The 23,496-nt window shown below is 31.3% G+C and carries 23 protein-coding genes; 17 read left to right on the top strand and 6 right to left on the bottom strand.

Annotated elements, in window-relative coordinates; genetic code table 11:
• The first annotated feature begins 115 nt into the window (after positions 1 to 115).
• From LNQ49_RS19905 to LNQ49_RS19880, 6 genes are all read left to right on the top strand, one after another.
• The gene (locus tag LNQ49_RS19905) at positions 116 to 1,174 is read left to right on the top strand and encodes an acyl-CoA reductase (RefSeq protein ID WP_229990760.1); all 1,059 of its coding nucleotides are present in this window, start codon (positions 116 to 118) and stop codon (positions 1,172 to 1,174) included.
• 96 nt (positions 1,175 to 1,270) lie between these two features.
• Positions 1,271 to 2,341: a 3-phosphoserine/phosphohydroxythreonine transaminase gene (gene serC / locus LNQ49_RS19900; protein WP_229990759.1), complete on the top strand. Its 1,071-nt coding sequence runs from the start codon at positions 1,271 to 1,273 to the stop codon at positions 2,339 to 2,341.
• Between the two features lie 231 nt (positions 2,342 to 2,572).
• Positions 2,573 to 3,523, top strand: a complete 951-nt coding sequence (locus tag LNQ49_RS19895; RefSeq protein WP_229990758.1) for a D-2-hydroxyacid dehydrogenase — start codon at positions 2,573 to 2,575, stop codon at positions 3,521 to 3,523.
• Between the two features lie 101 nt (positions 3,524 to 3,624).
• Positions 3,625 to 4,182 carry a hypothetical protein gene (locus LNQ49_RS19890; protein ID WP_229990757.1) on the top strand — a complete coding sequence of 186 codons (558 nt, stop codon included), beginning with the start codon at positions 3,625 to 3,627 and terminating at the stop codon, positions 4,180 to 4,182.
• 717 nt (positions 4,183 to 4,899) lie between these two features.
• Positions 4,900 to 5,331 carry a DUF6146 family protein gene (locus LNQ49_RS19885; RefSeq protein ID WP_229990756.1) on the top strand — a complete coding sequence of 144 codons (432 nt, stop codon included), beginning with the start codon at positions 4,900 to 4,902 and terminating at the stop codon, positions 5,329 to 5,331.
• 32 nt (positions 5,332 to 5,363) lie between these two features.
• Positions 5,364 to 5,666, top strand: coding sequence for a DUF6787 family protein (locus LNQ49_RS19880; protein ID WP_229990755.1), 303 nt, complete (start codon positions 5,364 to 5,366; stop codon positions 5,664 to 5,666).
• Here the strand turns inward: LNQ49_RS19880 and LNQ49_RS19875 are convergent.
• Positions 5,656 to 5,970: a hypothetical protein gene (locus LNQ49_RS19875; protein ID WP_229990754.1), complete on the bottom strand. Its 315-nt coding sequence runs from the start codon at positions 5,968 to 5,970 to the stop codon at positions 5,656 to 5,658. The genes LNQ49_RS19880 and LNQ49_RS19875 overlap by 11 nt on opposite strands.
• A gap of 311 nt (positions 5,971 to 6,281) precedes the next feature.
• Here LNQ49_RS19875 and LNQ49_RS19870 point away from each other — a divergent pair, with 311 nt between their 5' ends.
• Positions 6,282 to 6,944: an ABC transporter ATP-binding protein gene (locus LNQ49_RS19870; protein WP_229990753.1), complete on the top strand. Its 663-nt coding sequence runs from the start codon at positions 6,282 to 6,284 to the stop codon at positions 6,942 to 6,944.
• Between the two features lie 29 nt (positions 6,945 to 6,973).
• Complete coding sequence (locus LNQ49_RS19865) at positions 6,974 to 7,738, top strand: TIGR02757 family protein (RefSeq protein ID WP_229990752.1); 765 nt, start codon at positions 6,974 to 6,976, stop codon at positions 7,736 to 7,738.
• Positions 7,739 to 7,806: 68 nt separating this feature from the next.
• On the opposite strand, the gene LNQ49_RS19860 is transcribed toward LNQ49_RS19865, so the two are convergent.
• From LNQ49_RS19860 to LNQ49_RS19845, 4 genes are all read right to left on the bottom strand, one after another.
• Positions 7,807 to 9,264, bottom strand: coding sequence for a serine hydrolase domain-containing protein (locus LNQ49_RS19860; protein ID WP_229990751.1), 1,458 nt, complete (start codon positions 9,262 to 9,264; stop codon positions 7,807 to 7,809).
• A gap of 155 nt (positions 9,265 to 9,419) precedes the next feature.
• Positions 9,420 to 10,559 carry a helix-turn-helix domain-containing protein gene (locus tag LNQ49_RS19855; protein ID WP_229990750.1) on the bottom strand — a complete coding sequence of 380 codons (1,140 nt, stop codon included), beginning with the start codon at positions 10,557 to 10,559 and terminating at the stop codon, positions 9,420 to 9,422.
• A gap of 782 nt (positions 10,560 to 11,341) precedes the next feature.
• The gene (locus LNQ49_RS19850; RefSeq protein ID WP_229990749.1) at positions 11,342 to 11,806 is read right to left on the bottom strand and encodes a hypothetical protein; all 465 of its coding nucleotides are present in this window, start codon (positions 11,804 to 11,806) and stop codon (positions 11,342 to 11,344) included.
• 330 nt (positions 11,807 to 12,136) lie between these two features.
• Positions 12,137 to 12,886, bottom strand: a complete 750-nt coding sequence (locus LNQ49_RS19845; protein WP_229990748.1) for a hypothetical protein — start codon at positions 12,884 to 12,886, stop codon at positions 12,137 to 12,139.
• A gap of 463 nt (positions 12,887 to 13,349) precedes the next feature.
• On the opposite strand from LNQ49_RS19845, the gene LNQ49_RS19840 reads away from it, so the two are divergent.
• Entirely contained in the window at positions 13,350 to 14,702 is a 1,353-nt protein-coding gene (locus LNQ49_RS19840; protein WP_229990747.1) for a DEAD/DEAH box helicase, read from the top strand.
• Between the two features lie 241 nt (positions 14,703 to 14,943).
• On the opposite strand, the gene LNQ49_RS19835 is transcribed toward LNQ49_RS19840, so the two are convergent.
• Complete coding sequence (locus LNQ49_RS19835; RefSeq protein ID WP_229990746.1) at positions 14,944 to 16,053, bottom strand: lactonase family protein; 1,110 nt, start codon at positions 16,051 to 16,053, stop codon at positions 14,944 to 14,946.
• 183 nt (positions 16,054 to 16,236) lie between these two features.
• On the opposite strand from LNQ49_RS19835, the gene LNQ49_RS19830 reads away from it, so the two are divergent.
• From LNQ49_RS19830 to LNQ49_RS19795, 8 genes are all read left to right on the top strand, one after another.
• Positions 16,237 to 18,165: a vWA domain-containing protein gene (locus LNQ49_RS19830; RefSeq protein ID WP_229990745.1), complete on the top strand. Its 1,929-nt coding sequence runs from the start codon at positions 16,237 to 16,239 to the stop codon at positions 18,163 to 18,165.
• 85 nt (positions 18,166 to 18,250) lie between these two features.
• Positions 18,251 to 19,507, top strand: a complete 1,257-nt coding sequence (locus LNQ49_RS19825) for a dihydroorotase (protein ID WP_229990744.1) — start codon at positions 18,251 to 18,253, stop codon at positions 19,505 to 19,507.
• A 14-nt stretch (positions 19,508 to 19,521) separates the two neighbouring features.
• Positions 19,522 to 19,848 (top strand): hypothetical protein, encoded by a 327-nt coding sequence (locus tag LNQ49_RS19820; RefSeq protein ID WP_229990743.1) that lies wholly within the window; start codon positions 19,522 to 19,524, stop codon positions 19,846 to 19,848.
• 99 nt (positions 19,849 to 19,947) lie between these two features.
• On the top strand, positions 19,948 to 20,592 hold the full coding sequence (locus LNQ49_RS19815) for an alpha/beta hydrolase (RefSeq protein WP_229990742.1): 645 nt from the start codon (positions 19,948 to 19,950) through the stop codon (positions 20,590 to 20,592).
• A gap of 27 nt (positions 20,593 to 20,619) precedes the next feature.
• On the top strand, positions 20,620 to 21,234 hold the full coding sequence (locus LNQ49_RS19810; RefSeq protein ID WP_229990741.1) for a hypothetical protein: 615 nt from the start codon (positions 20,620 to 20,622) through the stop codon (positions 21,232 to 21,234).
• 119 nt (positions 21,235 to 21,353) lie between these two features.
• Complete coding sequence (locus tag LNQ49_RS19805; protein ID WP_229990740.1) at positions 21,354 to 21,530, top strand: hypothetical protein; 177 nt, start codon at positions 21,354 to 21,356, stop codon at positions 21,528 to 21,530.
• A gap of 253 nt (positions 21,531 to 21,783) precedes the next feature.
• Positions 21,784 to 23,025: an alpha/beta hydrolase-fold protein gene (locus LNQ49_RS19800; protein WP_229990739.1), complete on the top strand. Its 1,242-nt coding sequence runs from the start codon at positions 21,784 to 21,786 to the stop codon at positions 23,023 to 23,025.
• A 79-nt stretch (positions 23,026 to 23,104) separates the two neighbouring features.
• Positions 23,105 to 23,494 (top strand): hypothetical protein, encoded by a 390-nt coding sequence (locus LNQ49_RS19795; RefSeq protein ID WP_229990738.1) that lies wholly within the window; start codon positions 23,105 to 23,107, stop codon positions 23,492 to 23,494.
• Positions 23,495 to 23,496: the final 2 nt, after the last annotated feature.

Here is a 23,496-nt window from a genome sequence, read left to right as displayed (position 1 = left end):
AGTTAAAAGTTACAAGTTTAGAAATAAATAAGATTTTATTCTGCTTTGTCTTATAACTTATATAGCTTATTTTTGTGCAAAATTACAATCAAAACTATTCATATACAAATTACTTATGTTACAAAACGAAAAAAAACAATCTTTTATAGAACTAGGCAAGTTTTTAAGCCAATTTTCGGAAAATGATTGTAAAAAAGACAATAATGTTCTAAGTAATGACTTGTTTTTTGATGATTTCATAAAACTGATTGACTTATCTCAATCACATAACGGTTGGTACACACCTGAACAGGTTTATTTTTCTATTCAATCTTGGGCTCAAGCGTTGACAGAAGATAACATAAACAAGTGGCTTTCGGCGTATGATATAAACATTAAAGAGCCTAAAAATATAGCTCTAATATTAGCTGGAAACATTCCGCTAGTTGGGTTTCATGATTTTTTATGTGTTTTAATTACAGGACATAATGTACTTGTAAAAACCTCTTCAAATGATCAGCACTTACTTCCATTTATAGCCAAATACCTTATAGCTATCAATCCTGATTTTACTAATGCTATTACTTTTGTAGAAGGAAAATTAGAGAATTTTGATGCTGTAATCGCTACAGGAAGCAATAATACAGCACGTTACTTTGAATATTATTTCAAAGATAAACCTTCAATTATTCGAAAAAGCAGAAACTCTGTTGCCATATTAAACGGAAAAGAAACCAAAGAACAACTTGTTGCTTTGGGCGAAGATATTTTCAGATATTTTGGTTTAGGATGCCGCAATGTTTCTAAATTTTTTGTTCCTGAAGGATATAAATTTGATGCTTTTTTTGAAGCTATTTTTGAATATCAGGATGTTATTCATTATGAAAAATATGCTAACAATTACGACTATAATAAAGCCGTTTTCTTGATGAGCAATTTTAAATTACTAGACAATGGCTTTCTTACTCTAAAAGAAGATATAAGCCATGCCTCTCCTATTTCGAGTGTCTTTTATGAAAAATATGATAATATCGAGGAATTAAAACAACGTTTACAAGCTGAAAACGAGCAAATTCAGTGTATCGTAAGCAATAACCTAATAGAAAAAAGTATTCCATTTGGAAAAACGCAGACACCTGAGCTCTGGGATTATGCAGACAACGTAGATACTATATCGTTTTTGTTAATAACATAAGTTAAAATCTCATAATTATTGCGAATAATTTAACGATTTTTTGACTCCTATTCCCGAAATTTGCGTTTCTAAAAAATATTGGAACTTAACTACACCATGAAAAAACACAACTACAGCGCAGGACCTTGTATTTTACCACAAGAAGTTTTTGATAAATCAGCACAAGCCATTTTAAATTTTAATGATTCCGGGTTATCAATCTTAGAAATTTCACACCGAAGTAAAGATTTCGTTGCTGTTATGGACGAAGCAAGAGCTCTTGTAATCGAATTACTAGGCCTTGAAGGCAAAGGGTACCAAGCTCTTTTTCTTGCAGGAGGTGCTAGTTTAGAATTTTTAATGATTCCGTATAACTTGATGAAAGAAAACGGAAAAGCTGCTTATCTAGACTCTGGTACATGGGCAACTGCTGCAATTAAAGAATCAAAGTTCTTTGGAGAAACTGTAATAGTAGCATCTTCAAAAGAAGAAAATTACAATCATATCCCAAAAGGTTACGAGGTACCTGCTGATGCAGATTATTTTCACTGTACAAGTAACAACACCATTTTTGGTACACAAATGAAAGAGTTTCCATCGGTAAATGTTCCGTTGGTTTGCGACATGAGTTCGGATATATTCTCACGTGTTATCGACTTTTCAAAATTTGATATTATTTACGCTGGGGCTCAAAAAAATATGGGACCTGCAGGAGCTACTCTAGTTGTTATTAAAGAAGAAGTTCTTGGTAAAAACGGACGTGCTATTCCTAGTATGCTAGATTATAGCAAACATATTAAAGCTGAGAGTATGTTTAACACTCCTCCTGTATTCCCTGTATATGCCTCATTATTGACATTACAATGGATTAAAAAAATGGGCGGAATTGCAGCTGTAGAAAAATTAAATGATGCAAAAGCGGCTTTGCTTTATGCTGAAATTGATAGAAACCCTTTATTTAAAGGTGCAGCAGTTGAAGCTGATCGTTCTAACATGAACGTTACTTTCTTATTAAACAATCCAGATCACACAGCAACATTTGATGCTATGTGGAAAGAAGCTAACATTTCGGGCTTACCAGGTCACCGCTCAGTTGGTGGTTACAGAGCATCTATATACAATGCAATGCCAATAGAAAGCGTTCAAGTATTAGTAGATGTAATGAAAGCTTTAGAAAGTAAAGTTTAGTTTTTAGTAACCGTTTTCAGTTTACTAAAAACATCAATTTGAAACTTAGGTGCCTTAGCTCAGATAGAAAAAGGAATCCTTTTTTATTGTTTTTTCATAGAAGTTCATTGAACTTCATTTGAAATGATAGCTAAAATAGCTCCTAAACAAAAAAAAGACAATTAATATAATTGACGTTATTACTCAATCCAAACGATTAAAGAAATAACCGAATAACAAATAAAAAAAGAAATGAAAGTATTAGCAAATGATGGAATTTCTAAAAGTGGAATTCTGGCTTTAGAAAAAGGTGGATTTGAAGTTATAACTACAAAAGTAGCACAAGAACAAGTTGCTAATTTTGTAAATGAAAATAATGTAGATGTAGTTTTGGTGCGTAGTGCTACCAAAGTACGTAAAGATATTATCGATGCTTGCCCAGGATTAAAAATTATTGGTCGTGGTGGTGTTGGTATGGACAACATTGATGTTGACTATGCAAAAAGCAAAGGAATTCATGTAATCAATACTCCTGCTTCATCATCTGAATCTGTGGCTGAATTAGTTTTTGGACACTTATTTAATGGAGTTCGTTTTTTACACGATTCAAACAGAAATATGCCTTTAGAAGGAGATACTAACTTTGATGGTTTGAAAAAAGCTTATGCTAATGGTACTGAATTAAGAGGGAAAACTCTTGGTATTGTTGGTATTGGTCGTATTGGTCAAGCTACTGCAAAAATGGCATTAGGATTAGGAATGAAAGTTATCGCTGCAGATAGTTTTATTCCGAAAGTAGATATTAAAGTTGAATTCTTTGATGGACAATCAATAACCACTTCTATCGTTTCACAATCATTAGAGTCTTTATTTAAAGAAGCTGATTTCATTACTTTACACGTTCCTGCTCAAGATGGTTATATCATCGGTGAGAAAGAATTAGCAATCATGAAAGATGGTGTAGGTATTGTAAACTGTGCTCGTGGTGGTGTTATCGATGAGGTTGCATTGGTAAAAGCATTAGATTCTGGAAAAGTATCTTTTGCAGGATTAGATGTTTTTGAAAGCGAACCAAAACCAGAAATGGCTATTTTAATGCATAATAAAATCTCTTTGACTCCACATATTGGTGCAGCAACTGGAGAAGCACAAGACAGAATTGGTACTGAATTAGCACAACAAATTATTAATTTGTTAAGCTAATCAATTATAATTAAATTACTTGAAAGGGATTTATTAACACCGTTTAATAAATCCCTTTATTTTTTTTATTAAATTTGAGTTCTAATCTAAATCCTAAATTCATGTTTGAGCAATTAACACAATTAGTACAACAGTACGGAGGTAGCTCTGTTGTAAACAACGCTGCTATACCAAATGAACAAAATGAAGCAGTACTGAATGAAACAAGTAGCTCTATCCTTTCAGGGTTACAAAAAATAGCATCTGAAGGTGGTGTAGAACAACTTGCAGGTCTATTTCAAGGAAATTCTCCTATTGATAGTTCAAATCCTGTTGTGCAACAATTAACACAACAGCTTACAGGAAATCTTGGTGAAAAATTTGGATTAAGCACAGAAGCATCAAGCGGTGTTGCTAGTAATATGATTCCACAAATTCTAGGTTCACTTATAGGGAAAGCAAAAGACTCTGGTGATAGTAGTTTTCAGATTTCAGATATTATTAATGCAATTTCTGGTGATGGCGGACAAGCTTCAGGAATTATGGATGCAATCTCTAAATACGGAACTCAATTTGGTTTAGACCAAAATGGAGATGGAAAAGTAGATATTAGTGATGCAATGGCAGCAACTAAAAGCGGTGGTTTAGGTGGTTTATTAGGTAAACTATTCGGAAAATAACACTTTAAAGCTCTAGGTTACTGAGGTTCTTAGGCACTAAGACTTCACAGTTTTAGGATTAAAAATAACACAAAGCTGTTTACTTAAATGTAAATGGCTTTTTTTGTTTTGAGGCTCAACGTTTCAGGCTTAACCGTAAAGAACGCAAAGTTTTCCCTATACTGATTACTGAGAATTAACCGCAAAGGACGCAGGATTTTTATCTATACTGATTACTGTAAACTGAGACTTTATACTAATTACTGGCACTAAAAATTAACCGCAAAGAACGCAAGGTTTTATCTGTACTGATTACTACAAACTGACACTAAACACTGAAAACTAACCGCAAAGGACGCAGGGTTTTATCTATACTGATTACTGTAAACTGAGACTTTATACTAATTACTGGCACTGAAAATTAACCGCAAAGAACGCAAGGTTTCATCTATACTAATTACTACAAACTGACACTAAACACTGAAAACTAACCGCAAAGGATGCAGGGTTTTATCTATACAAATTACTGTAAACTGAGACTCAATACTGTAAACCGTGACTGCTAACTGAATACTAAGACTGAACACTGTAAGTTAACTGAAAAATCGTAAAGAAACCTTTGCAACTTAGAACCTCTGACACTTAGAGCCTCACCAACTTAAAACCTTCCTTACAAATTGTTAAATAAGAGAAGCTATCACTGATTTTTTTGTAAATTTATACTTCAATTTTTAGATCATGAAAAACGGTATCTACATATTCCTCGTTCTATTTGTTATTGTTGCGTGTTCCACTCAAAAAACAACAGTTGCAGTTACCAAAAAACCAGCTACTTCGGTGAATGATACGGTTCGTATTGCAAATGATGAATTAGAATACGAAGTAATCATAATAGACAGTGGCTTTAACACTTGGTTAGCTTCAATAGCCTTACCTCGCAACTACTATTCTCAATCTTATCTAGAAAATAAAAACCGACAATATGTACAAGAGTGGAATAGTAGAGTTATGCAACCACAACGTTACAACCCTAATTTATACGAAATGAGAATCGATTATGACCCAACTATTAATTATGGCTATGAGGTAAATTACTTAATCTATAATTATATGATCTATTTTCAAAATACTTACAAACAAAAGCTAGCTGGATATGTCCCTTCAAGATAATGTTGCTATATTTGTAATCATTATAAATTAAAATGAATAAATTAAAACAACGTTGGGGGATTACTTCTAATTTTCAACTCACCATCATATTTATTGTATTTGCTATAACTGGATCTACTTCGGCTTGGTTATCTCACCCTTTTTGCATTTGGTTAGGAATTACAAAAGAAGATTTTGGAATTTGGTTTACACTTATCCGATTAATAATCATTTTCCCTATTTATCAAGTACTACTTGTAGCAATTGGAGCCATTTTTGGTCAATTCCGTTTTTTCTGGAACTTTGAGAAAAAAATGCTAAAAAGTATGGGACTGGGATTTTTATTTAAAGAATAATATCTTTATTTATAGTCTTATCTTGCTTTTGGATGAAATAAGTATAAAACCACGTTAAGGTAAACGATGGAATTACGTCTGTAAAAGGAAGTATCTCTTCGACAAAAGTCAAAATCCCTGCCACTTTCCCTACTCGACCTTTATACATATAAGTCATTAAAAAACCAGCAAGAGGTGCCCAAATAACATCGGCAAATTCTCCTAAAAAAGGAATTGTAAAGGATAGCATTCCTATACCATCAAAAAGTAATCCCAACAAAAGTTTCTTTGTCTTCTCGTCTTTTACAAGTGTTTTTTCATTCATTTTAATACATATTAAAACCTGAGTTACTATCAAATATAATTCATTTTATATTTATTTTTCAAAGTGAACTCATTAATTCTATAACCATTAATCAAATTTCGTTCCTAAAATTTCACTTGAGACACAGATACCTTTGTTATACATCTCACTTTTCACTTTTTTACAACTACTTTTCTTCCACAAAATACTTTTCACATTTTCACCTCTCTCTTTTCCCAATTTACTTTTTACAAAAAAATGTTCCTAAAATTCTGTTATAACACATTTTTATATCGGTAGAATCTTTGTTTCTTTGTAAAAACAGTTTCATAATGATACAGGCAAAAAATATACATAAATTCTACGATCAACTTGAGGTTTTAAAGGGAGTTGATTTGCATATTAAAAAAGGAGAAATTGTTTCGATTGTAGGTGCTTCTGGAGCAGGAAAAACAACTTTGCTTCAAATTCTAGGTACACTTGATAAACCTTCAGTAGACAAAACAACCTCATTGATTATAAACAATGAGAACGTTCTGAATTTAAGTGATAAGACTCTATCTAAATTCAGAAACTTAAACTTAGGATTCATTTTCCAATTTCACCAATTATTACCTGAATTTACTGCACTCGAGAACGTTTGTATTCCTGCTTACATCGCTGGAAAAAAACCTTCTGAAACCGAAGCTGAAGCTAAAAAGTTATTAAAGTATTTAGGATTATCACACCGAATCAATCATAAACCCAATGAGCTTTCTGGTGGAGAACAACAGCGTGTTGCCGTTGCAAGAGCCTTAATCAATAAACCTGATGTTATTTTTGCAGACGAACCATCTGGGAATCTAGACACCCATTCGGCAGAGAATCTGCACCAATTGTTTTTTCAGCTTCGCGATGAATTTGGACAAACCTTTGTAATTGTAACCCATAATGAAGAGCTAGCTAATATGGCCGACAGAAAACTTGTAATGGTCGATGGCTTAATTAGCAATTAGAAGCTATTTCAAGAACTTTTATTTAAATCATGACCCAAACAGAACTTAAAGATTTTCTCGACGAAAAAGTCATTCAATACAACAATCAAGATTTTATTGAAAGTGACCCTGTTCAGATTCCTCATTTATTTACTCAAAAAGAAGATATCGAAATTGCGGGGTTCCTTAGTGCTACAATCGCTTGGGGAAATCGCAAAATGATTATTAAAAACTCACACCAAATGATGGAATTAATGGGAAACACACCCTACGATTTCGTCATGAGCCATAACGATGAAGATATAGCAAGATTAGAAAACTTTGTACACCGTACCTTCAATGGTAAAGACTTTGGCAGTTTTATAAAAGGGTTACAACACATTTACAAAAATCACGGTGGTCTTGAAGCTATCTTTACCAAAAATCAAGAAGAAAACAGCCTGCAAAAAAGCATTCACGAATTCAAAAAGGCTTTCTTTGAAATAGATCATCTACAGAGATCTCAAAAACACATTTCAGATCCATTAAACAATTCAGCTGCCAAACGTATTAATATGTACCTCCGTTGGATGGTACGTCAAGATACCAAAGGCGTTGATTTAGGAATCTGGAAAACTATTTCTCCATCTAAACTTTCGTGTCCGCTTGATGTACATTCTGGAAACGTAGCTCGTAAACTTGAATTGCTTTTACGAAAACAAAATGATGGTAAAGCATTGGCTGAACTTGATTTAAATCTACGTAAAATGGATCCTTTGGATCCCGTAAAATACGATTTCGCATTGTTTGGACTAGGTGTATTTGAAGGATTTTAATATGCTTATATCTCAAACAAGAATCCCTTAAATAAATGAATTATTTAAGGGATTCTTGTTACCAATAGTTATTTTACTTTATTTGTTACTTCGACTTTAGTACTCATATTATCTCTTATTAAGGTTACGGAATTTAATTTCCCATTGCTAAAATCGAGTTTCAACAAATTAGGATAATCTATAATTTTAAATAATCCATTTTTTAGATAAAGTAGCTCATTATCATTTTTTCCTTTAAAAAAACCCAAAAGCGGAGATTCAACATACAAACGATTATTCTTTTCTACTATTTTGGTTTCCATTTTTTGTCCATAAAGAAAATCATCATAAGTCCCGATTAGTTTTTCTTTTAAAGGCAATGGTATTTCCTGAGTCTCTTCATTAGAAGCTTTTTTGTCCCAATTCATCAATGTTAGAATTTTCATTCGAGTTTCGTTCATTACAGGAAAACGATTTGGTTTTTCTCCATTGGCAAGATACACCATACCATTCCCGTTTTCCATTGTAGCAAGAATATTCCCTCCAACTCCTGTATTAGAACCATTACAACTAAACCAATCATAGTTGTTGTAACCAAAAGTCTTTTGCCATCCGTAACCCCAACCTCCAACAGCATTTTTTAAAGCACTTACTGCTGTTACTTTCTCTGCAATACTATGAGAAATCACTTTATTATTTTTGTTGCGCAAAGCATTTTGAATCTCAATAGAAAGCTTAGCCAAATCGGTCGGTGTAGACCACATTCCTGATGCTCCAACTTGCGGAGTGATTGGCAAACCTGTTCTAATAACTTTGCCTTTTTCGTCGTGAACAAGAGCAACATTTATTGAAAACCCTTTTTCATTAGGCTGAATCATTGTTGTGTTTTTCATTCCAAGAGGTTTAAAAATATACTCGGCTGCAAGTTCTCCAATAGATTTATTAAAAGTATCTTCTAATGCCATTTGAACAATTACATAACCGCCGCCGCTATATTCCCAACCAGTGCCAGGCGTAAACAAGAATTCAATTTCTTTATCGTATCTTGGTATCTGTCCCAAAAGACTTTGCTTTATTGTTGGAATTGTATCACCCTCATAGTAATCTGCAAAACCACCTTGATTTGTACCAGCAGTATGATTAAAGAATTGTCTCCAAGTTGGACTGTTATTTTCTGTAAACTTACTTTTTGGTAAATGCCAACGTTTTAAAGAATTGTCTATCGGATCATCCAAATTAAGTAATCCTTTCTCTTCGAGCACATAACAAAGAAGCGCTGTAATTGGTTTTGAAATTGATGCTGCCGAAAAAGCCGTATTTTCATCTATCTTTTCTTTAGAATTTGCAGATTTCACACCAAATTGGTTGGAATACACAATTTTATAATTTTCAAAAACAACTAGACTAAACCCCGGAAGTTTATTTTTTTCTAATTGTTTATCAATATTCAAACTGTCTGTAAGAAAACCATATTTATTGGCATGTTGTGCAAAAGAAAAGTTACTAATTAATAATAGTACTGCTAAGAATTTTAAGGAAGTTTTCATTGTATCGATTTTTATTGGTTAAAAATTTATTTCGATACAAATCTGAGAAAGAAACTAATCCTGTGCGACCGAATAAAAACATTCGATCGCATTTGCTTCTAAAAAAAAGTACGAGTACTTAAAAAAAGAAGTACGAGTAATCACAAAATTTTATTTTACAAGCACTTACGATACTCCGTTGGCGTACTTCCGGTGTGTTTTTTGAAAGCAGTATTAAAAGAAGATTTCGAGTTAAAGCCTACTTCATACAGAATTTCTAAAACAGTTACTTTACTTTTTGTAGCATCTTTTAAAATATTCATAGCCTTTTCAATACGATACGCATTAATAAAATCGTAAAAATGCTGTTCTAATTTATGGTTTATTAAAAGGGATAAATCACGAACAGGAATTTGAATTTCATTAGAAATATCCTGAATTGTTATTGTAGGATCAAGAAATGGTTTTTCTTCAACCATATACTTCTTTAATTTCAATAATTCTTCACTGTGTACTTTTTCGCTTGTAGGTGTTGCCCCATTATGTTTTTCTTCAGAAATTATACTCTTTACCAATTTTAATTTTGAATCGATATTTCTAAATAAATTGGGATTATTTAAGGCTTTAAATAAATACCAACAAATAATAACTAGCTGAGATACTAGAAGTCCAATTTTAATTCCTTCTGAGATATAGGGATAATCAGAAAATTTAAGAACATTTTTTAAAAGCGCAAACAAATAAATAATTGTTAGTACAATTGTAAACTGAAACAACCAATTATAGGAGTTTATATTTGCTCCAGAATAATTTTCAAGATATAGTTTTTTTGTTTTTCTTAATATCATAAAAACAGCAATTAAATATACAATCAATTGGATATGTATAAGAATATGATTGAACTGTAGCTCTATCATACTTTGATAATTTTGAATAAAATTAATTTTAGAAGCGTCGTCAACCATATAAAAGCGAGGTAATAAAACTACATTCGCAATTACAAATGGAAGCACATGCAGTATATGTTTGGGTTTTAGCTTAAAATCAGAATAGCAAACTGAAACTATATAAAGGTAAAAAACAGGAATCTGCAGGAAAGCACATGTATTTCTAAGCATTCCGAGATTTGAAGGACCATTAACCGTTAAATTAAATAAAGGTTCAGTAATATCTACCGCGTTTATTAATAGAAAAAGAGCAAAAAGCGAGTTACTTAGTTTGTTCTTTGTTTTTACTGTAAACAGAAAAAATATAAGTATGAATGATATAAACAAGGAAATTAGAGACGTAATAATTAATAAATTAATCTTTTCCATTCAATTATTTTTTTGTGGTTATTAGGTTTGTTATTATCATCAATGTCTTAAGGTAAAAATTAAAGGATAAAATCTTTATTTCTAGCCTTCATCAATCTTGCTTGTATTTATTATTTTCCTTCTAAACATATAAAATTGAACTATTATGAATAGTAAATAAACCAAAGGAAAACCAATCCACCAGACCACAGTAAAAGAATCATAAGGATATAAATCAATTAGTATGTAAACCATTGCAACTAAGGGAGCTCCCATAAAAGTCAATAATGATAAGAAAAAATTAGTTCGAACTATTTCTTTTAAATTCAGAAAAAAAGCTATTGAAAAAACAATCATTACAATAGAATATACGAATGTATAATATAAGTTAAAGAGCGTAAATAAGAATTCCAAAATGGTTTCAAATAAATTTCCATCGCTTGATTTTAGCTGTGTAAAAGCTAATATGTAGTAAATTAAAATAATATAGCAGTCAATAAAAAATTTAGTAACCAAAATTTAAAAATGTATTTTCTCATGTTTTTTTACGGGTTAAATAAAGGCGGAATGTTTTTCTAAAAAAGGTTCAATTCTTTCGTATCTCCAAGTCTTGCATTTTTTAGCAAGGCCATCAATTCATAATTCCAAATATTTTTCATTTTATATCCTGCTTTTGGGGAAGTACATTCTATGCAATCACAATTAAAATGCTAATGCTTACGATGTGATGAAAGTAGAATCACAAATTATTAATTTAATACTTCTACCCTATTTTAGCACTCCTATTATTTTGCCATTATTTTTTAATTTTCAGGAAAGTATTCAATTCCATTTTTTGTTACTCTTATTAATATCTCTTTCTCTGTGCCCTCTGGTGTTAAAATAACTGGTTTGTTTAAAAGAATAGATAATTCAGTCATGTATTTTATAATTTTTTCGTGGTCTTGAATAGTATTTATTTCATTCGGTGAAATGTCATTTTCAATTTCCTCATCTATAAAGAAGTGGTTATTAATTCTTATCTTTTCAATGTAAACACTAGCACTAGAGCATAAATTGTGATTATTATTAAGATATCCTTTTACGCTTTCAAAGTCAATTTTATCTTCGTTAATTTCTCTTATACCATTGAACCAGTTAATTACATAGTTATTATTTACAAATTCACACCATTTTTCATTATCCACAATGTCTGTGTTTTTAATATAAATATCCCTTAAAGAACCATCTACATAGTAAATATTTTTTTTTAGTTCAGCCCAATTCATTTTAGTCAAGAGTTAATTAATTATTTGTTACTATTTTTCTGTTTCTACGTTCTTTAAACCTAAGTCTGTATGTCTGGAAAATTTTTAAATCAAGTATTTTTTGCTAAATATTAGGTATGCTTAAAATGCTATACGAATGTCTTCGTCTACGCTTACTTAATTTTATGATTCTTTCAATTCGCTGCCGCTTATACATAAACTAATCCTACCGCAATTTTGACAATAAAAAGTGGCTTTAAGTTTTTTTTTTCATTGTTTTTTGCTATTAGATTACTACTACTACTACTATTTTGCAGTTTCGTTCTAGCAAAAAACCTTTATTGATCCCTATTATATTGGTTTGAGCAATGGTTTCACTTTGTTAAAAAATGCTTGATAATCATTATTCGTATCAGGTCTTGTTATACTTGGAAAGCCACAGTACTCAAAACATATTCTTAAATAGTTTATAAATGTTGTATTGTTTGGCTCATTCATAAAAATACTGTCAATACTTGGTTCTTTTGTTATCTGTATCGCATAGGCTTGCCCACCACTAACGTTATCTTTATGCAAATCATCAGCAGCTAGATCTAAAAAAGCATTTCCAAAATTTTCATCATCAACATATTCCTGAATTTCTTCTTGCCACCATTCTTCAGTAACAGCTTCTACAACTGAATCAAGACTTGCAATTTGAATAGGATCAGCCATATCCCACATAAAGTCTTCATTTGTTTCATAGTCCCAAACAAAATTAACTCCGCCAACAATTTCATAAAAGAACTTCATTGAAAGAGGGACAAATCCGAAAGACTCTACTGCACTACTAAGTTGTTGAAGTAAAATATCAGTATCCGATAAAGGTTTATGCAACGGTTTTTCAAAATTAAATACTGGTTTTGTATTAAATAGATAGTTGATTCTTTTTAGTTCCTCATAAATAATATCGAGATTATAAGCAACTCTTTGAAAAGTCTCCTTCAATACTTTTTCAATATCAGGCAAGTTCGTTGGTAAAAAAGCGTCTTGTCCCAAAGCATAAATGTCTTGGTAAACTTGTTCTGTTTCACCGTTAATATATCTATTATAAAGGGTCATAACTGTAGTCTAAATAGTTATTTATCGAATAGGTCTTCGTATATAAATATCCCTTAATATGGTATACTAACTAAGATTCCTTCCGTTTTTATTCTTCCAAAAATATTCAAAAAAAAATATAAATCATTAAAAGACATCTTTTATTTTTGAATACTTTTCGTACTTATAGAAATGCAAATAATGTTAATAAATTCGCTCAACAGCATGAAATATTCTCTTTTCCAAATAACTATTAATCGCTCCCTTTTTTACTTGGGTAATAACTGTTAAACTTGATTTAAATCTAAGTAAGCCAGATGCTTTATACCCTACAAAATACAATTTCGTATTATTCCATTTAAATGTTTTTACAAGTATTTAATATTGATTATTAGATTGTTACACATTTAAATTATCAGATGATTCTAAGAATTTAGTAAACTAACCGCTATTTTAATGTACCTTTGCACAAAATTTAATGCAAATGAGCACTTTCGAGACATTTAATCTTCCTAAATCCGTACAAAAAGCAATAGACGATTTAGGTTTTACATCCCCAACTCCTATTCAGGAAAAAACTTTTTCTGTGATAATGTCTGGTCGTGATATGATGGGAATTGCGCAAACAGGTACAGGTAAAACATTTGCCTATTTATTGCCTTTATTAAAATTATATAAATTTACTCCAGGACATACTCCAAAAATAGTAATCCTTGTCCCTACTCGTGAACTTGTAGTTCAAGTTGTAGAAGAGGTTGAAAAATTAACAAAATACATGTCAGTTCGTACAGTTGGTATTTTTGGTGGGGTTAACATAAACACTCAAAAAACAACAGTTTATCAAGGATGTGATATTCTTGTGGGGACTCCCGGAAGAATCATGGATTTAACATTGGATAATGTTATCCGCTTTGAAGAAATGCAAAAACTGGTTATCGATGAGTTTGACGAAATGCTGAATTTAGGTTTCCGTACGCAATTGACTGCTATTTTAGCTATGATGCCAAGAAAACGTCAAAACATTCTCTTCTCGGCAACCATGACCGATGAGGTTGATGCAATTTTGAATGACTTTTTTGATTTTCCAGAAGAGGTTACCCTTGCAGCATCAGGAACTCCACTTGAAAACATTGAACAAATTACGTATAATGTACCCAATTTCAATACTAAAGTAAACTTGTTGAAACACTTGCTACAAAACAACGAAGACATGAGTCGCGTCTTAGTTTTTGTAAATAACAAGAAGATTTCTGACATGCTTCACGATCGTATCGAAGAAGAATTTGAAGGACAGTTTGGCGTAATTCACTCTAACAAATCACAAAATTATCGTTTAAGTACTATGGCAGAATTTCAAGAAGGAAATTTGCGAGGGTTGATTACTACCGATATTATGGCGAGAGGTTTGGATATTTCGAATATTACCCACGTAATTAACTTCGAGATGCCGGAATTACCAGAATTATACATGCACAGAATTGGTCGTACTGGTCGTGCCGATGCAACTGGAACTGCAATAAGCTTTATTACTCCTCGTGAAGAAGAATTTAAAGTAGAAGTAGAAGTATTAATGAATACAGAACTTAATATTGCTGATTTCCCTGAAGAAGTAGAAGTTTCGATAAAATTAATCGAGCCTGAAAAAGACAGACAACCTGTGAAGTTTTTGATGAAAAAACAAAAACTTTCTGGAGATGGGGCTTTTCATGAAAAAGATAAAAAGAATAAAAAAGTCAACTTAGGAGGTCCTTCTAAAACCAAGAAAAAAACGCACGGATCTGTTAACAGAAACATGCTAAAAACTAGAGATAAGAAAAGAAAAGATAAGAATAAATAGTTTCTTTTTTTAAGGTTCAAAGGCTCAAAGGTGCTGAGGTTCTAAGTTTTTTAAACTTGTAATTTCTTCATCTTTGAGCCTTTATAATTTTAAGTAGCTAAGTTACTAAGGTTCTAAGTCACTAAGCGACTAAGTTAAAAAACTTATAATACTCTAGCTTTGTACCTTTGTTCCTCTGAACCTTTATCTCTTTAAATCTTAGCACCTCAGAACCTTAGTTCCTTAGTCCCTCTAAAAAAAACTAATTCTTTGTAAAAACTAAACCAACTGGCGAGCACAATTCGATTCTTTTTCCAGTATCAGTCAGCTTACCTGTAGCTTTATCTCTTTTGAAAATTACAATATTATCTGTGTATTGATGTCCTACTAAAAGAAAATTTCCTGTAGGATCAATAGAAAAATCTCTTGGACCTTTTCCTAAAGTACTTACTTGTTCTTGTAATTCTAAACCACCGTTTCCAAGAATTTTAAAAACTGAAATTGCATTTACATCTACACGATCTGACACATATAAGAACTTACCATCTGGCGATATTTTTATAGCTGCTGCTCCTGTTCCTCCAGTGAAATCTTTAGGAAGAATAGTTGTCTCTGCAATCAGCTTTAAATTTCCATTTTTATCATAACTAAAAGTAGTTAGTGTAGCATCTAATTCCTGAATTAAATACACAAACTTCCCATCTTTACTGAACGTTAAATGTCTTGGCCCACTTTCAGCTTTTACATCAACACTTCCTTTTAATGTTAAGACTTTGTCCTGCGAATTTGGATTGTATTTGTATATAAAAACTTTATCTAAACCTAAATCATTTGATAAAACATATTTTTTATCTGGTGAAAAATACACCATGTGCACATGAGCTCCTTCTTGTCTTTGAGTATTAACTCCTTTTCCTGTATGCTGAATGACTTGTTTTGCCTCTGAAATTCCTTCTGCTGTTTTTTTGAACACCGAAATATTTCCTCCTGAATAATTCGCAGTGATTACATTTTCGCCATCATTAATCAAATAACAAGGGTCTGCTCCCATCGCTTTTTGCTTATTTAAAAAAGTAACCTTACCTGATTTTGGTTCGTAGCCAAAAGCACTTACAGTGCTTTCTGCTCCGTTTTCGTTAACAGCATAAATAAATTTATTATCAGCAGAAACTGACAAATAGCTTGGACTCACTGTGCTATCTGAAGTATTTTTTAATTTAGATTCTCCTGAATTGGTATCGAATTCATATACATAGATTCCTTTACTATCACATCTATTGGTATATGTTCCTACCAACAGATTAACTTTGTTTTGCGCCTGAATTCCAGTAAAAAATAGAATTAAGAGCAAAACGGCATACGCTTTTTTCATTTGTAAAAATTTTATTGAAATGCTAAAATACATAATATCCTTATATTCGTTAAGAATAATTTGCCCGTTCGAAAAAATATAACAACATCAGTTAAAACTGCCTGTAAATTTGTATTTTTGACAAACGAAAAATTCAATGAGCTCCATTGAAAATAAAATCAGTGAAGTAAACTAAACTTTAGAATGCATTTTAAACATCCCGAAATTTTATACTTTCTGTTCTTATTGATTGTTCCAATTTTGGTTCATTTATTTCAATTACGACGTTTCAAAAAGTCATATTTCACTAATGTTCGACTTTTAGCAAAACTCTCTATCCAAACCCGAAAAAGTTCCAAAATCAAGAAATGGCTATTATTAGCTACACGCTTATTGCTACTTACTTGCCTTATTCTTGCTTTTGCTCAACCCTTTTTTACTGCCAAAGACAGCAAAAATGCCAATAACGAAATGTATATCATTCTTGATAATTCATTTAGTATGCAGGCAAAAGGTAAAAAGGGTGAATTACTAAAACGTGCCGTTCAGGAATTATTAGAAAACACTCCCGAAAACACTTCATTTTCTTTACTTACCAACACAGATAATTACTGGAACACCGACATAAAATCGGTTCGTAACTCATTACAGAATCTAAAATACAGTGCCTCTCCTTTTGAATTGGATAATATAATGGCAAAGGTGAAAGCGCGTAAGTCAGCTTTTAAAAAGGATATTATCATTATTACTGATGCAGTTGGATTGGGTGAAAAACAATTAAAAAACATTAATTCAGAAGACAATCCGTATTTTATAATCCCAAAAGCGGAACAAAAAAATAATGTGGCTATTGATAGCGTTTTTATCAATCAAACTCTGGATAATTTTTATGATATCGGTATTAATTTATCTGGATATGGCGATAACTTTAAGCCTATTTCGATGTCTTTATTCAACAACGATAAGCTAATCGCTAAAACCATTGTAAACTTTGACACCAAAAAGAAGAAAGTCAATTTTACCATTCCAAAACAAGCTTTTCATGGCTACGTTGTTATTGAAGATAATGGCTTAGAATATGACAACCAATTGTATTTTAGCATTTCCGAAACTAAAAAAACCAACGTTATTAGTATTGGTGAACCTGCAAAAAGCAATTTCTTATCTCGAATTTACACTTCTGAGGAATTCAATTATCATAATTTTGACATTCGTTCTCTTGACTACAATAGCCTTGATAAACAAGATGCTATTATCTTAAATGAGTTAGATGAAGTTCCGCAGGCATTACAAACAACCTTGAAATCTTTTGTATCAAAAGGTGGAAACGTTGTTATTATTCCATCAGAGAAAATTACTATTGCTAATATGAATTCATTTTTATCAAATTTTGGTAAAGTACAAATGGGTTCTTTTGAAAATAAAGAAAAACTGATTACCAAAATCAACTTTGATCATCCTATATTCTCTGGTGTTTTCGAAAATAAAATCAAGAACTTTCAATATCCAAAAACAAAGAGTTCGTTCCCTATTACAAGTTCTTATTCATCGGCCTTAACCTATGAAGATCAAAGTGCTTTTTTAACCTCGATACAAAATCAAGTTTCAGCAGTTTCTGTTTTCTCTGCGCCCATAAACAGCATCAATTCTAATTTTCAGCAATCACCGCTGATTGTTCCTGTTTTTTATAAAATGGCACAAAACAATCAGAAATCTGGAATAAATGCGATAACTATCGGTAACAACCAACCGTATTTTGTTGAAGCACTACTGTCTAAAGATGCCATTTTAGAAGTAAGAGGAACTGAGGAACAGTTTATTCCAATTCAGCAGATTTTAAATAATAAAGTAAAAATCGTTTTTAATGATTACCCTGAACAAGCTGGTAATTATACCATTTATAATAAAAAAGAAGCGTTAGAAAACGTAAGTTTTAATTACAAACGAAGTGAAAGTGATTTGAGTCAGATTAACACTAATTTGATCTCTAATTATAAAACTGCCGATACAATTTCAACTATTTTTAACACCCTACAAACGGAGCGAACCGACAATGAGATTTGGAAATGGTTTGTTATCTTTGCATTGTTATTTATAGTAGCAGAAATGGCTATAATTCGATTCGTAAAGTAAAAATTGAGTTTTAATTCTCGCTCATAGTAAATAACACTTTACTATTAAAAAGGATTTTGTGTTTGAATAAAATAAATACCTATATATGAAAATAATCATCAGAGAAGCAAAAATTATTGATTCTAAAAGTCCATTTCATAACAAGACTGCAGATATTTTAATTAAGGATGGTTTAATCGAAAAAATAGGAACTTCACTTCCTAATACTGAAAATGCCGACGAGATAAAACTCGATAATTTACATATTTCGCAAGGATGGTTTGACAGTAGTGTTTCGCTTGGAGAGCCAGGTTACGAAGACCGTGAAACTATCTCTAATGGATTGAATGTAGCTGCAAAAAGCGGATTTACTGCTATTGCTTTACAACCCAACTCCTACCCGATTATCGATAATCAATCGCAAGTAAATTTTGTAAAAAACAAGGCCAATGGTTTTGCTACTGAACTTTTCCCTATTGGAGCTTTGACCAAAGCTAGCGAAGGAAAAGATATGGCAGAATTATTTGACATGAAAAAAACTGGAGCTGTAGCTTTTGGTGATTACAACAAAAGTCTTGACAATGCCAATTTACTTAAAATAGCATTACAATATGTACAGGATTTTGATGGTTTGGTAATTGCTTATTCACAAGATCAAAACATTAAAGGGAATGGTGTTGCCAATGAAGGAATTGTTTCAACTCGATTAGGTTTAAAAGGAATTCCTGATCTTGCTGAAGAATTACAAATTGTTCGCAACCTATTCTTATTAGAATACGCTGGTGGAAAGCTTCATATTCCAACTATCTCAACTACTAAATCAGTTCAATTAATTAAAGAAGCTAAAGCAAAAGGACTAAACGTAACCTGTAGTGTTGCCGTACATCATTTGGTTTTAACTGATGAAAAACTAGAAGGTTTTGATACTCGTTTTAAAGTTACACCTCCTTTACGAACTGAAATAGACAGACAAGCATTGCTTGCAGGTGTTTTAGACGGAACTATTGATATGATTACTTCTGATCACAACCCAATTGATATTGAATTCAAAAAAATGGAGTTTGATATGGCCAAAAATGGTACTGTTGGTCTAGAAAGTGCCTTTGGTGCTTTAGCAACAGTATTACCTTTAGAAACTGTAATCGAAAAATTAACCTTAGGAAAATCAGTTTTTGGTATCGAAAACAATACAATTACCGAAGGTTCTAAAGCAAACATTACCTTATTTAATCCAGAAGGTAAAACTACTTTCTCAAAAGAGAATATCTTATCTAAATCTAAAAACTCTGCCTTTTTAGGTACTCCGCTACAAGGTTCTGTTTACGGAATTGTGAATCAGAGTCAATTGGTTTTGAAAAAATAAATACAAACACAAGAATGAACAACTCAATCGAAGAAGGAAAAACTCCTGCTATAACAAGTTACATATTAATTATTGGTGTTTTAATCGCAATGTCGATGAATTCTGAACACAAAAATAGTTTTGCCTCTTTTCATATACGTCAAGCTTTAGGGTTATCATTAACCTTTATCTCATTCGGACTTATCATTAGTAACTTTGATAGTTTCATGATTACTTTCCCAATGTGGGTTTGTATCTCTATCTTATGGACATATGGTATTTTTAGTGCCATCAAAGGCGAAACTAAACCTGTGCCCTTAGTAGGAGCGCTTTTTCAAAAATGGTTTAAAAGCATCGGATAATAGTATTATCTTGAAACTTTACGACACCCCCTAATAAGCTTTGTAAAAGTTCAATCATTTACAAAAATCAAAAAATAAAGAACACTGAATACTCAAAAAATGAATTTATCTTTAGAATATAAAATAAGAGAACCAAAAGTTATTTTAGACAAAAACCCTCTACTACTATTACTTCACGGATACGGCAGCAACGAAGAAGATTTATTCTCTTTTGCAAGTGAACTTCCTGATAATTATTATGTTATTTCTGCAAGAGCTCCTTATGACTTACAATATAACAGCTATGCGTGGTATGCAATCAATTTTGATGCTGATCAAAACAAATTTTCAGATAACGAGCAAGCCAAAACTTCACGTGATTTAATTGCTGTTTTTGTTGACGAATTAGTAGCTAATTATCCTATTGATGCTAATAACATTACTTTGATTGGTTTTAGTCAAGGTTCTATTTTGAGTTATGCTGTAGCACTTTCATATCCAGAAAAAATCCAGAGAGTAGTTGCAATGAGCGGTTATTTTAATGATGAAATCATCAAAGAAGGGTTTACGCAAAACGATTTCAAAGACCTAAAAATATTTGCTTCTCATGGAACTGTAGATCAAGTAATTCCAATTGATTGGGCAAGAAAAACACCTGCTGTTTTAGAAAAACTAAACATCCCGGTTACCTATAAAGAATATCCTGTTGGTCATGGAGTTGCTCCTCAGAATTTCTTTGATTTCAAAAATTGGCTAGCGCAATAGTTTACTGTATTCAGTCACAATTTTAAGTTGAAAAAAACAATTAAATATAAATCAATTAGTAATTATAAAATTCTTAATTCCAAGAACATCTTTATAATTACTCTAATTGTCATAAACTTAACAATATTATCTGTTTGGCTTTTTGGACTTGGAAATCATAATTCTGTTTTTGAAAATTCATTACTATCGACGACAATTTTATCCTTAGCTTTCTTCTTATTTATTTCAATCGGATTGTATAAAGGAGTAAAAATAAAAGATAATTTAGGTAAAATAACTGATCGTTTTGAATCAAAAAAATTAGATTTCTTAAAAGACTTAGCTCCAGAAGCAAATGATTTTTCTGTACCTGATGTTGATGAAGGCATTTTTGGAGTTATTATAAGTCTGATTTTATGGTTTATTATGGCAATTATAATCAGTTATTTATTTTGGGCATTTGGAGTCATAATGTGGATTTCTATTCTAACTTTTATTGCAATGCTTTATTGGATTTTTTTCAGAGCATTAAGGCTTGTCTTTAAAAAATCATCTATCTGTAAAGCATCCTATTCAAAAAGTATTTCATACGGCTTTGGCTTTACAATACTCTATAACTTTTGGATTTATATAATCATTTTTATGACAGTATCGCTTTTCTGAAAATATTTCAGTTGTAATTCTTAAATTACAATCGAATATTGTAAGACCATCAGAATCTCCATAATTTTAAAACTTGGCTCACGCAATAGTTTAACAATTTTTAGTTTAAAAACACAATAATGGGAATAAACGATTTAAAAGATTTAATTCTACCAGCAATATTAATTGCTGCTGGACTTTTTATAAAAAACACTAAAAATCCAAACTTTCAAACTTCCAAGAAATATTGGAAAGTATTATTTATTTTGGGGATTCTAAATCTATTAATGAAACTATATCTTATCTTCTTTCTTTAATAAGTAAATTTTCGTTTCATACTTCCATTTCTTTCAACAATACTTAATTGTCACATCATTAAGTTTTAAACAATAAACTTAAAATCACATAAATATAAAGGTTTTAGATAAACATCTAAAACCTTTTTTTATTTTAACAAATTAATACTTTTAACTAGAAATCATTTTATCTTTAACTTTCAATATCGTACAATCTCGTAACAAATAACAAAGCAATAAGACCAATTCATAAACCAACCTATATTAGCAACTTATGAAACAACTATTATTCTCTCTACTTTTTATTAGCTTTTCTTTTTTTGCAAAAGCACAATCAGACAACAAGATTACTATTGGTACAATTGAAACTGTTCATTCTAAGATATTAAATGAAGACCGAAAAGTCTGGATATATGTTCCTGATGGTTATATCAAAGGTGCAACTAAAACAGAGCAATATCCTGTTATTTACTTGTTAGATGGTAATGCCCATTTCACATCAGTTGTTGGCATGACGGAGCAATTAAGCACCATGAACGGAAATACAATTTGTCCAAAAATGATTGTAGTAGGAATACTCAATACGGATAGAGCTCGAGATTTAACCCCTACTCACATAGAATCTGATTTACCTATGATGAATGTTAATGCTAGTAAAACTACTGGCGGAAACGAAAACTTCATTGCTTTTATCCAAAAAGAATTAATGCCGTACGTTGAAACCAACTACCCTACGGCACCATACAAAATGCTAATCGGACATTCTTTTGGTGGTTTAACGGCTATAAACGCACTTGCAAATCACACCAATTTATTCAACTCTTATGTCTCTATTGATCCAAGCATGTGGTGGGACAAACAAAAATTTCTAGAGCAAACCAAAAAAACATTTGCAACAAAAGAATTCAAAAATACCAGCTTGTTTATAGGAATTGCTAATACCATGGAAGCAGGAATGGATACTATCAAGGTAAAAAAAGACACAACACAAGCTACAAGACACATTCGAGCTATTTTTGAATTAGCTAATACACTAAAAAAGAACAAGCAAAACCAATTGAACTTTCAGTACAAGTATTATGATAATGATAGCCATGGTTCTGTTCCTTTAATTGCCGAATATGATGCGCTTCGCTTTATATTTAGTTTTTACAAACTAAACTTAGGATTCAGTGATCTTACAGATGCAAGTATTAATTTTCCTTTAAAAATTGAAAAACATTATCAAAATGTTTCTGAAAAAATGGGATACAAAATACTACCTCCTGAAGGTTCTATAAACGATTGTGGTTACAGGGCCCTTGGACTAAAAAACTTAGCTCAAGCTGAATATTTCTTCAAACTAAACATTAAAAACTATCCCAATAGCTTTAATGTATATGATTCTCTTGGTGATTATTATAAAGAAACAGGTGATAAAACTAATGCAATAATCAATTACAAAAAAACGTTATCAATCAACAAGGAAAACGCCGAAACGAAACAAAAAATTGAAGCACTTGAAAAAGGAAAATAGCTTATACTAATGTCATTTTTAAATAATTAGACAGTCAGACCAATTCTTCTTGTGCAAAAACCTTAAGATATTCTAAATCATGTGGTCAAATAAATATTATTACTTAAATATCTGTTCTGATGAAAAATTGAGTTCTAGCTATGACACGCAGAAAATCAAAAAATTATTAATTTCTCTAGATAAATTTAAACAAACTTCAGATTTTATTTTCAGTAATAACCCAGATTTTCCTTTTACAACAATTACCTTATTAAAAGCTAAAAACATAGATAGTTGGTCTGATAGAGATGTAAATAAAAATGACACCAACTTGATAAGCATTGTTTGCACAAAGGATAATGATGAAAATTTTAATTGCTTAAAAAATGTTTTTATAGAAATAGCAAAAACTCTTAATTGGAAATTAATCGACGAGCAAACTGACAATGGAATTGAAAATTCTACATTATGGGAACCTTTAAAAAAGTAAAC

It is taken from the genome of Flavobacterium pisciphilum (assembly GCF_020905345.1).
Lineage (GTDB): Bacteria > Bacteroidota > Bacteroidia > Flavobacteriales > Flavobacteriaceae > Flavobacterium > Flavobacterium pisciphilum.
The sequence above is the reverse complement of the archived record's forward strand: the minus strand, read 5'-3'. Positions and strand labels throughout refer to the sequence as shown.

Bases quoted from the DNA above. Each gene is read 5' to 3' on its own strand.
- LNQ49_RS19905 (WP_229990760.1), top strand. From the start codon at position 116: ATGTTACAAAACGAAAAAAAACAATCTTTTATAGAACTAGGCAAGTTT.
- serC (WP_229990759.1), top strand. From the start codon at position 1,271: ATGAAAAAACACAACTACAGCGCAGGACCTTGTATTTTACCACAAGAA.
- LNQ49_RS19895 (WP_229990758.1), top strand. From the start codon at position 2,573: ATGAAAGTATTAGCAAATGATGGAATTTCTAAAAGTGGAATTCTGGCT.
- LNQ49_RS19890 (WP_229990757.1), top strand. From the start codon at position 3,625: ATGTTTGAGCAATTAACACAATTAGTACAACAGTACGGAGGTAGCTCT.
- LNQ49_RS19885 (WP_229990756.1), top strand. From the start codon at position 4,900: ATGAAAAACGGTATCTACATATTCCTCGTTCTATTTGTTATTGTTGCG.
- LNQ49_RS19880 (WP_229990755.1), top strand. From the start codon at position 5,364: ATGAATAAATTAAAACAACGTTGGGGGATTACTTCTAATTTTCAACTC.
- LNQ49_RS19875 (WP_229990754.1), bottom strand. From the start codon at position 5,970: ATGAATGAAAAAACACTTGTAAAAGACGAGAAGACAAAGAAACTTTTG.
- LNQ49_RS19870 (WP_229990753.1), top strand. From the start codon at position 6,282: ATGATACAGGCAAAAAATATACATAAATTCTACGATCAACTTGAGGTT.
- LNQ49_RS19865 (WP_229990752.1), top strand. From the start codon at position 6,974: ATGACCCAAACAGAACTTAAAGATTTTCTCGACGAAAAAGTCATTCAA.
- LNQ49_RS19860 (WP_229990751.1), bottom strand. From the start codon at position 9,264: ATGAAAACTTCCTTAAAATTCTTAGCAGTACTATTATTAATTAGTAAC.
- LNQ49_RS19855 (WP_229990750.1), bottom strand. From the start codon at position 10,559: ATGGAAAAGATTAATTTATTAATTATTACGTCTCTAATTTCCTTGTTT.
- LNQ49_RS19850 (WP_229990749.1), bottom strand. From the start codon at position 11,806: ATGAATTGGGCTGAACTAAAAAAAAATATTTACTATGTAGATGGTTCT.
- LNQ49_RS19845 (WP_229990748.1), bottom strand. From the start codon at position 12,886: ATGACCCTTTATAATAGATATATTAACGGTGAAACAGAACAAGTTTAC.
- LNQ49_RS19840 (WP_229990747.1), top strand. From the start codon at position 13,350: ATGAGCACTTTCGAGACATTTAATCTTCCTAAATCCGTACAAAAAGCA.
- LNQ49_RS19835 (WP_229990746.1), bottom strand. From the start codon at position 16,053: ATGAAAAAAGCGTATGCCGTTTTGCTCTTAATTCTATTTTTTACTGGA.
- LNQ49_RS19830 (WP_229990745.1), top strand. From the start codon at position 16,237: ATGCATTTTAAACATCCCGAAATTTTATACTTTCTGTTCTTATTGATT.
- LNQ49_RS19825 (WP_229990744.1), top strand. From the start codon at position 18,251: ATGAAAATAATCATCAGAGAAGCAAAAATTATTGATTCTAAAAGTCCA.
- LNQ49_RS19820 (WP_229990743.1), top strand. From the start codon at position 19,522: ATGAACAACTCAATCGAAGAAGGAAAAACTCCTGCTATAACAAGTTAC.
- LNQ49_RS19815 (WP_229990742.1), top strand. From the start codon at position 19,948: ATGAATTTATCTTTAGAATATAAAATAAGAGAACCAAAAGTTATTTTA.
- LNQ49_RS19805 (WP_229990740.1), top strand. From the start codon at position 21,354: ATGGGAATAAACGATTTAAAAGATTTAATTCTACCAGCAATATTAATT.
- LNQ49_RS19800 (WP_229990739.1), top strand. From the start codon at position 21,784: ATGAAACAACTATTATTCTCTCTACTTTTTATTAGCTTTTCTTTTTTT.
- LNQ49_RS19795 (WP_229990738.1), top strand. From the start codon at position 23,105: ATGTGGTCAAATAAATATTATTACTTAAATATCTGTTCTGATGAAAAA.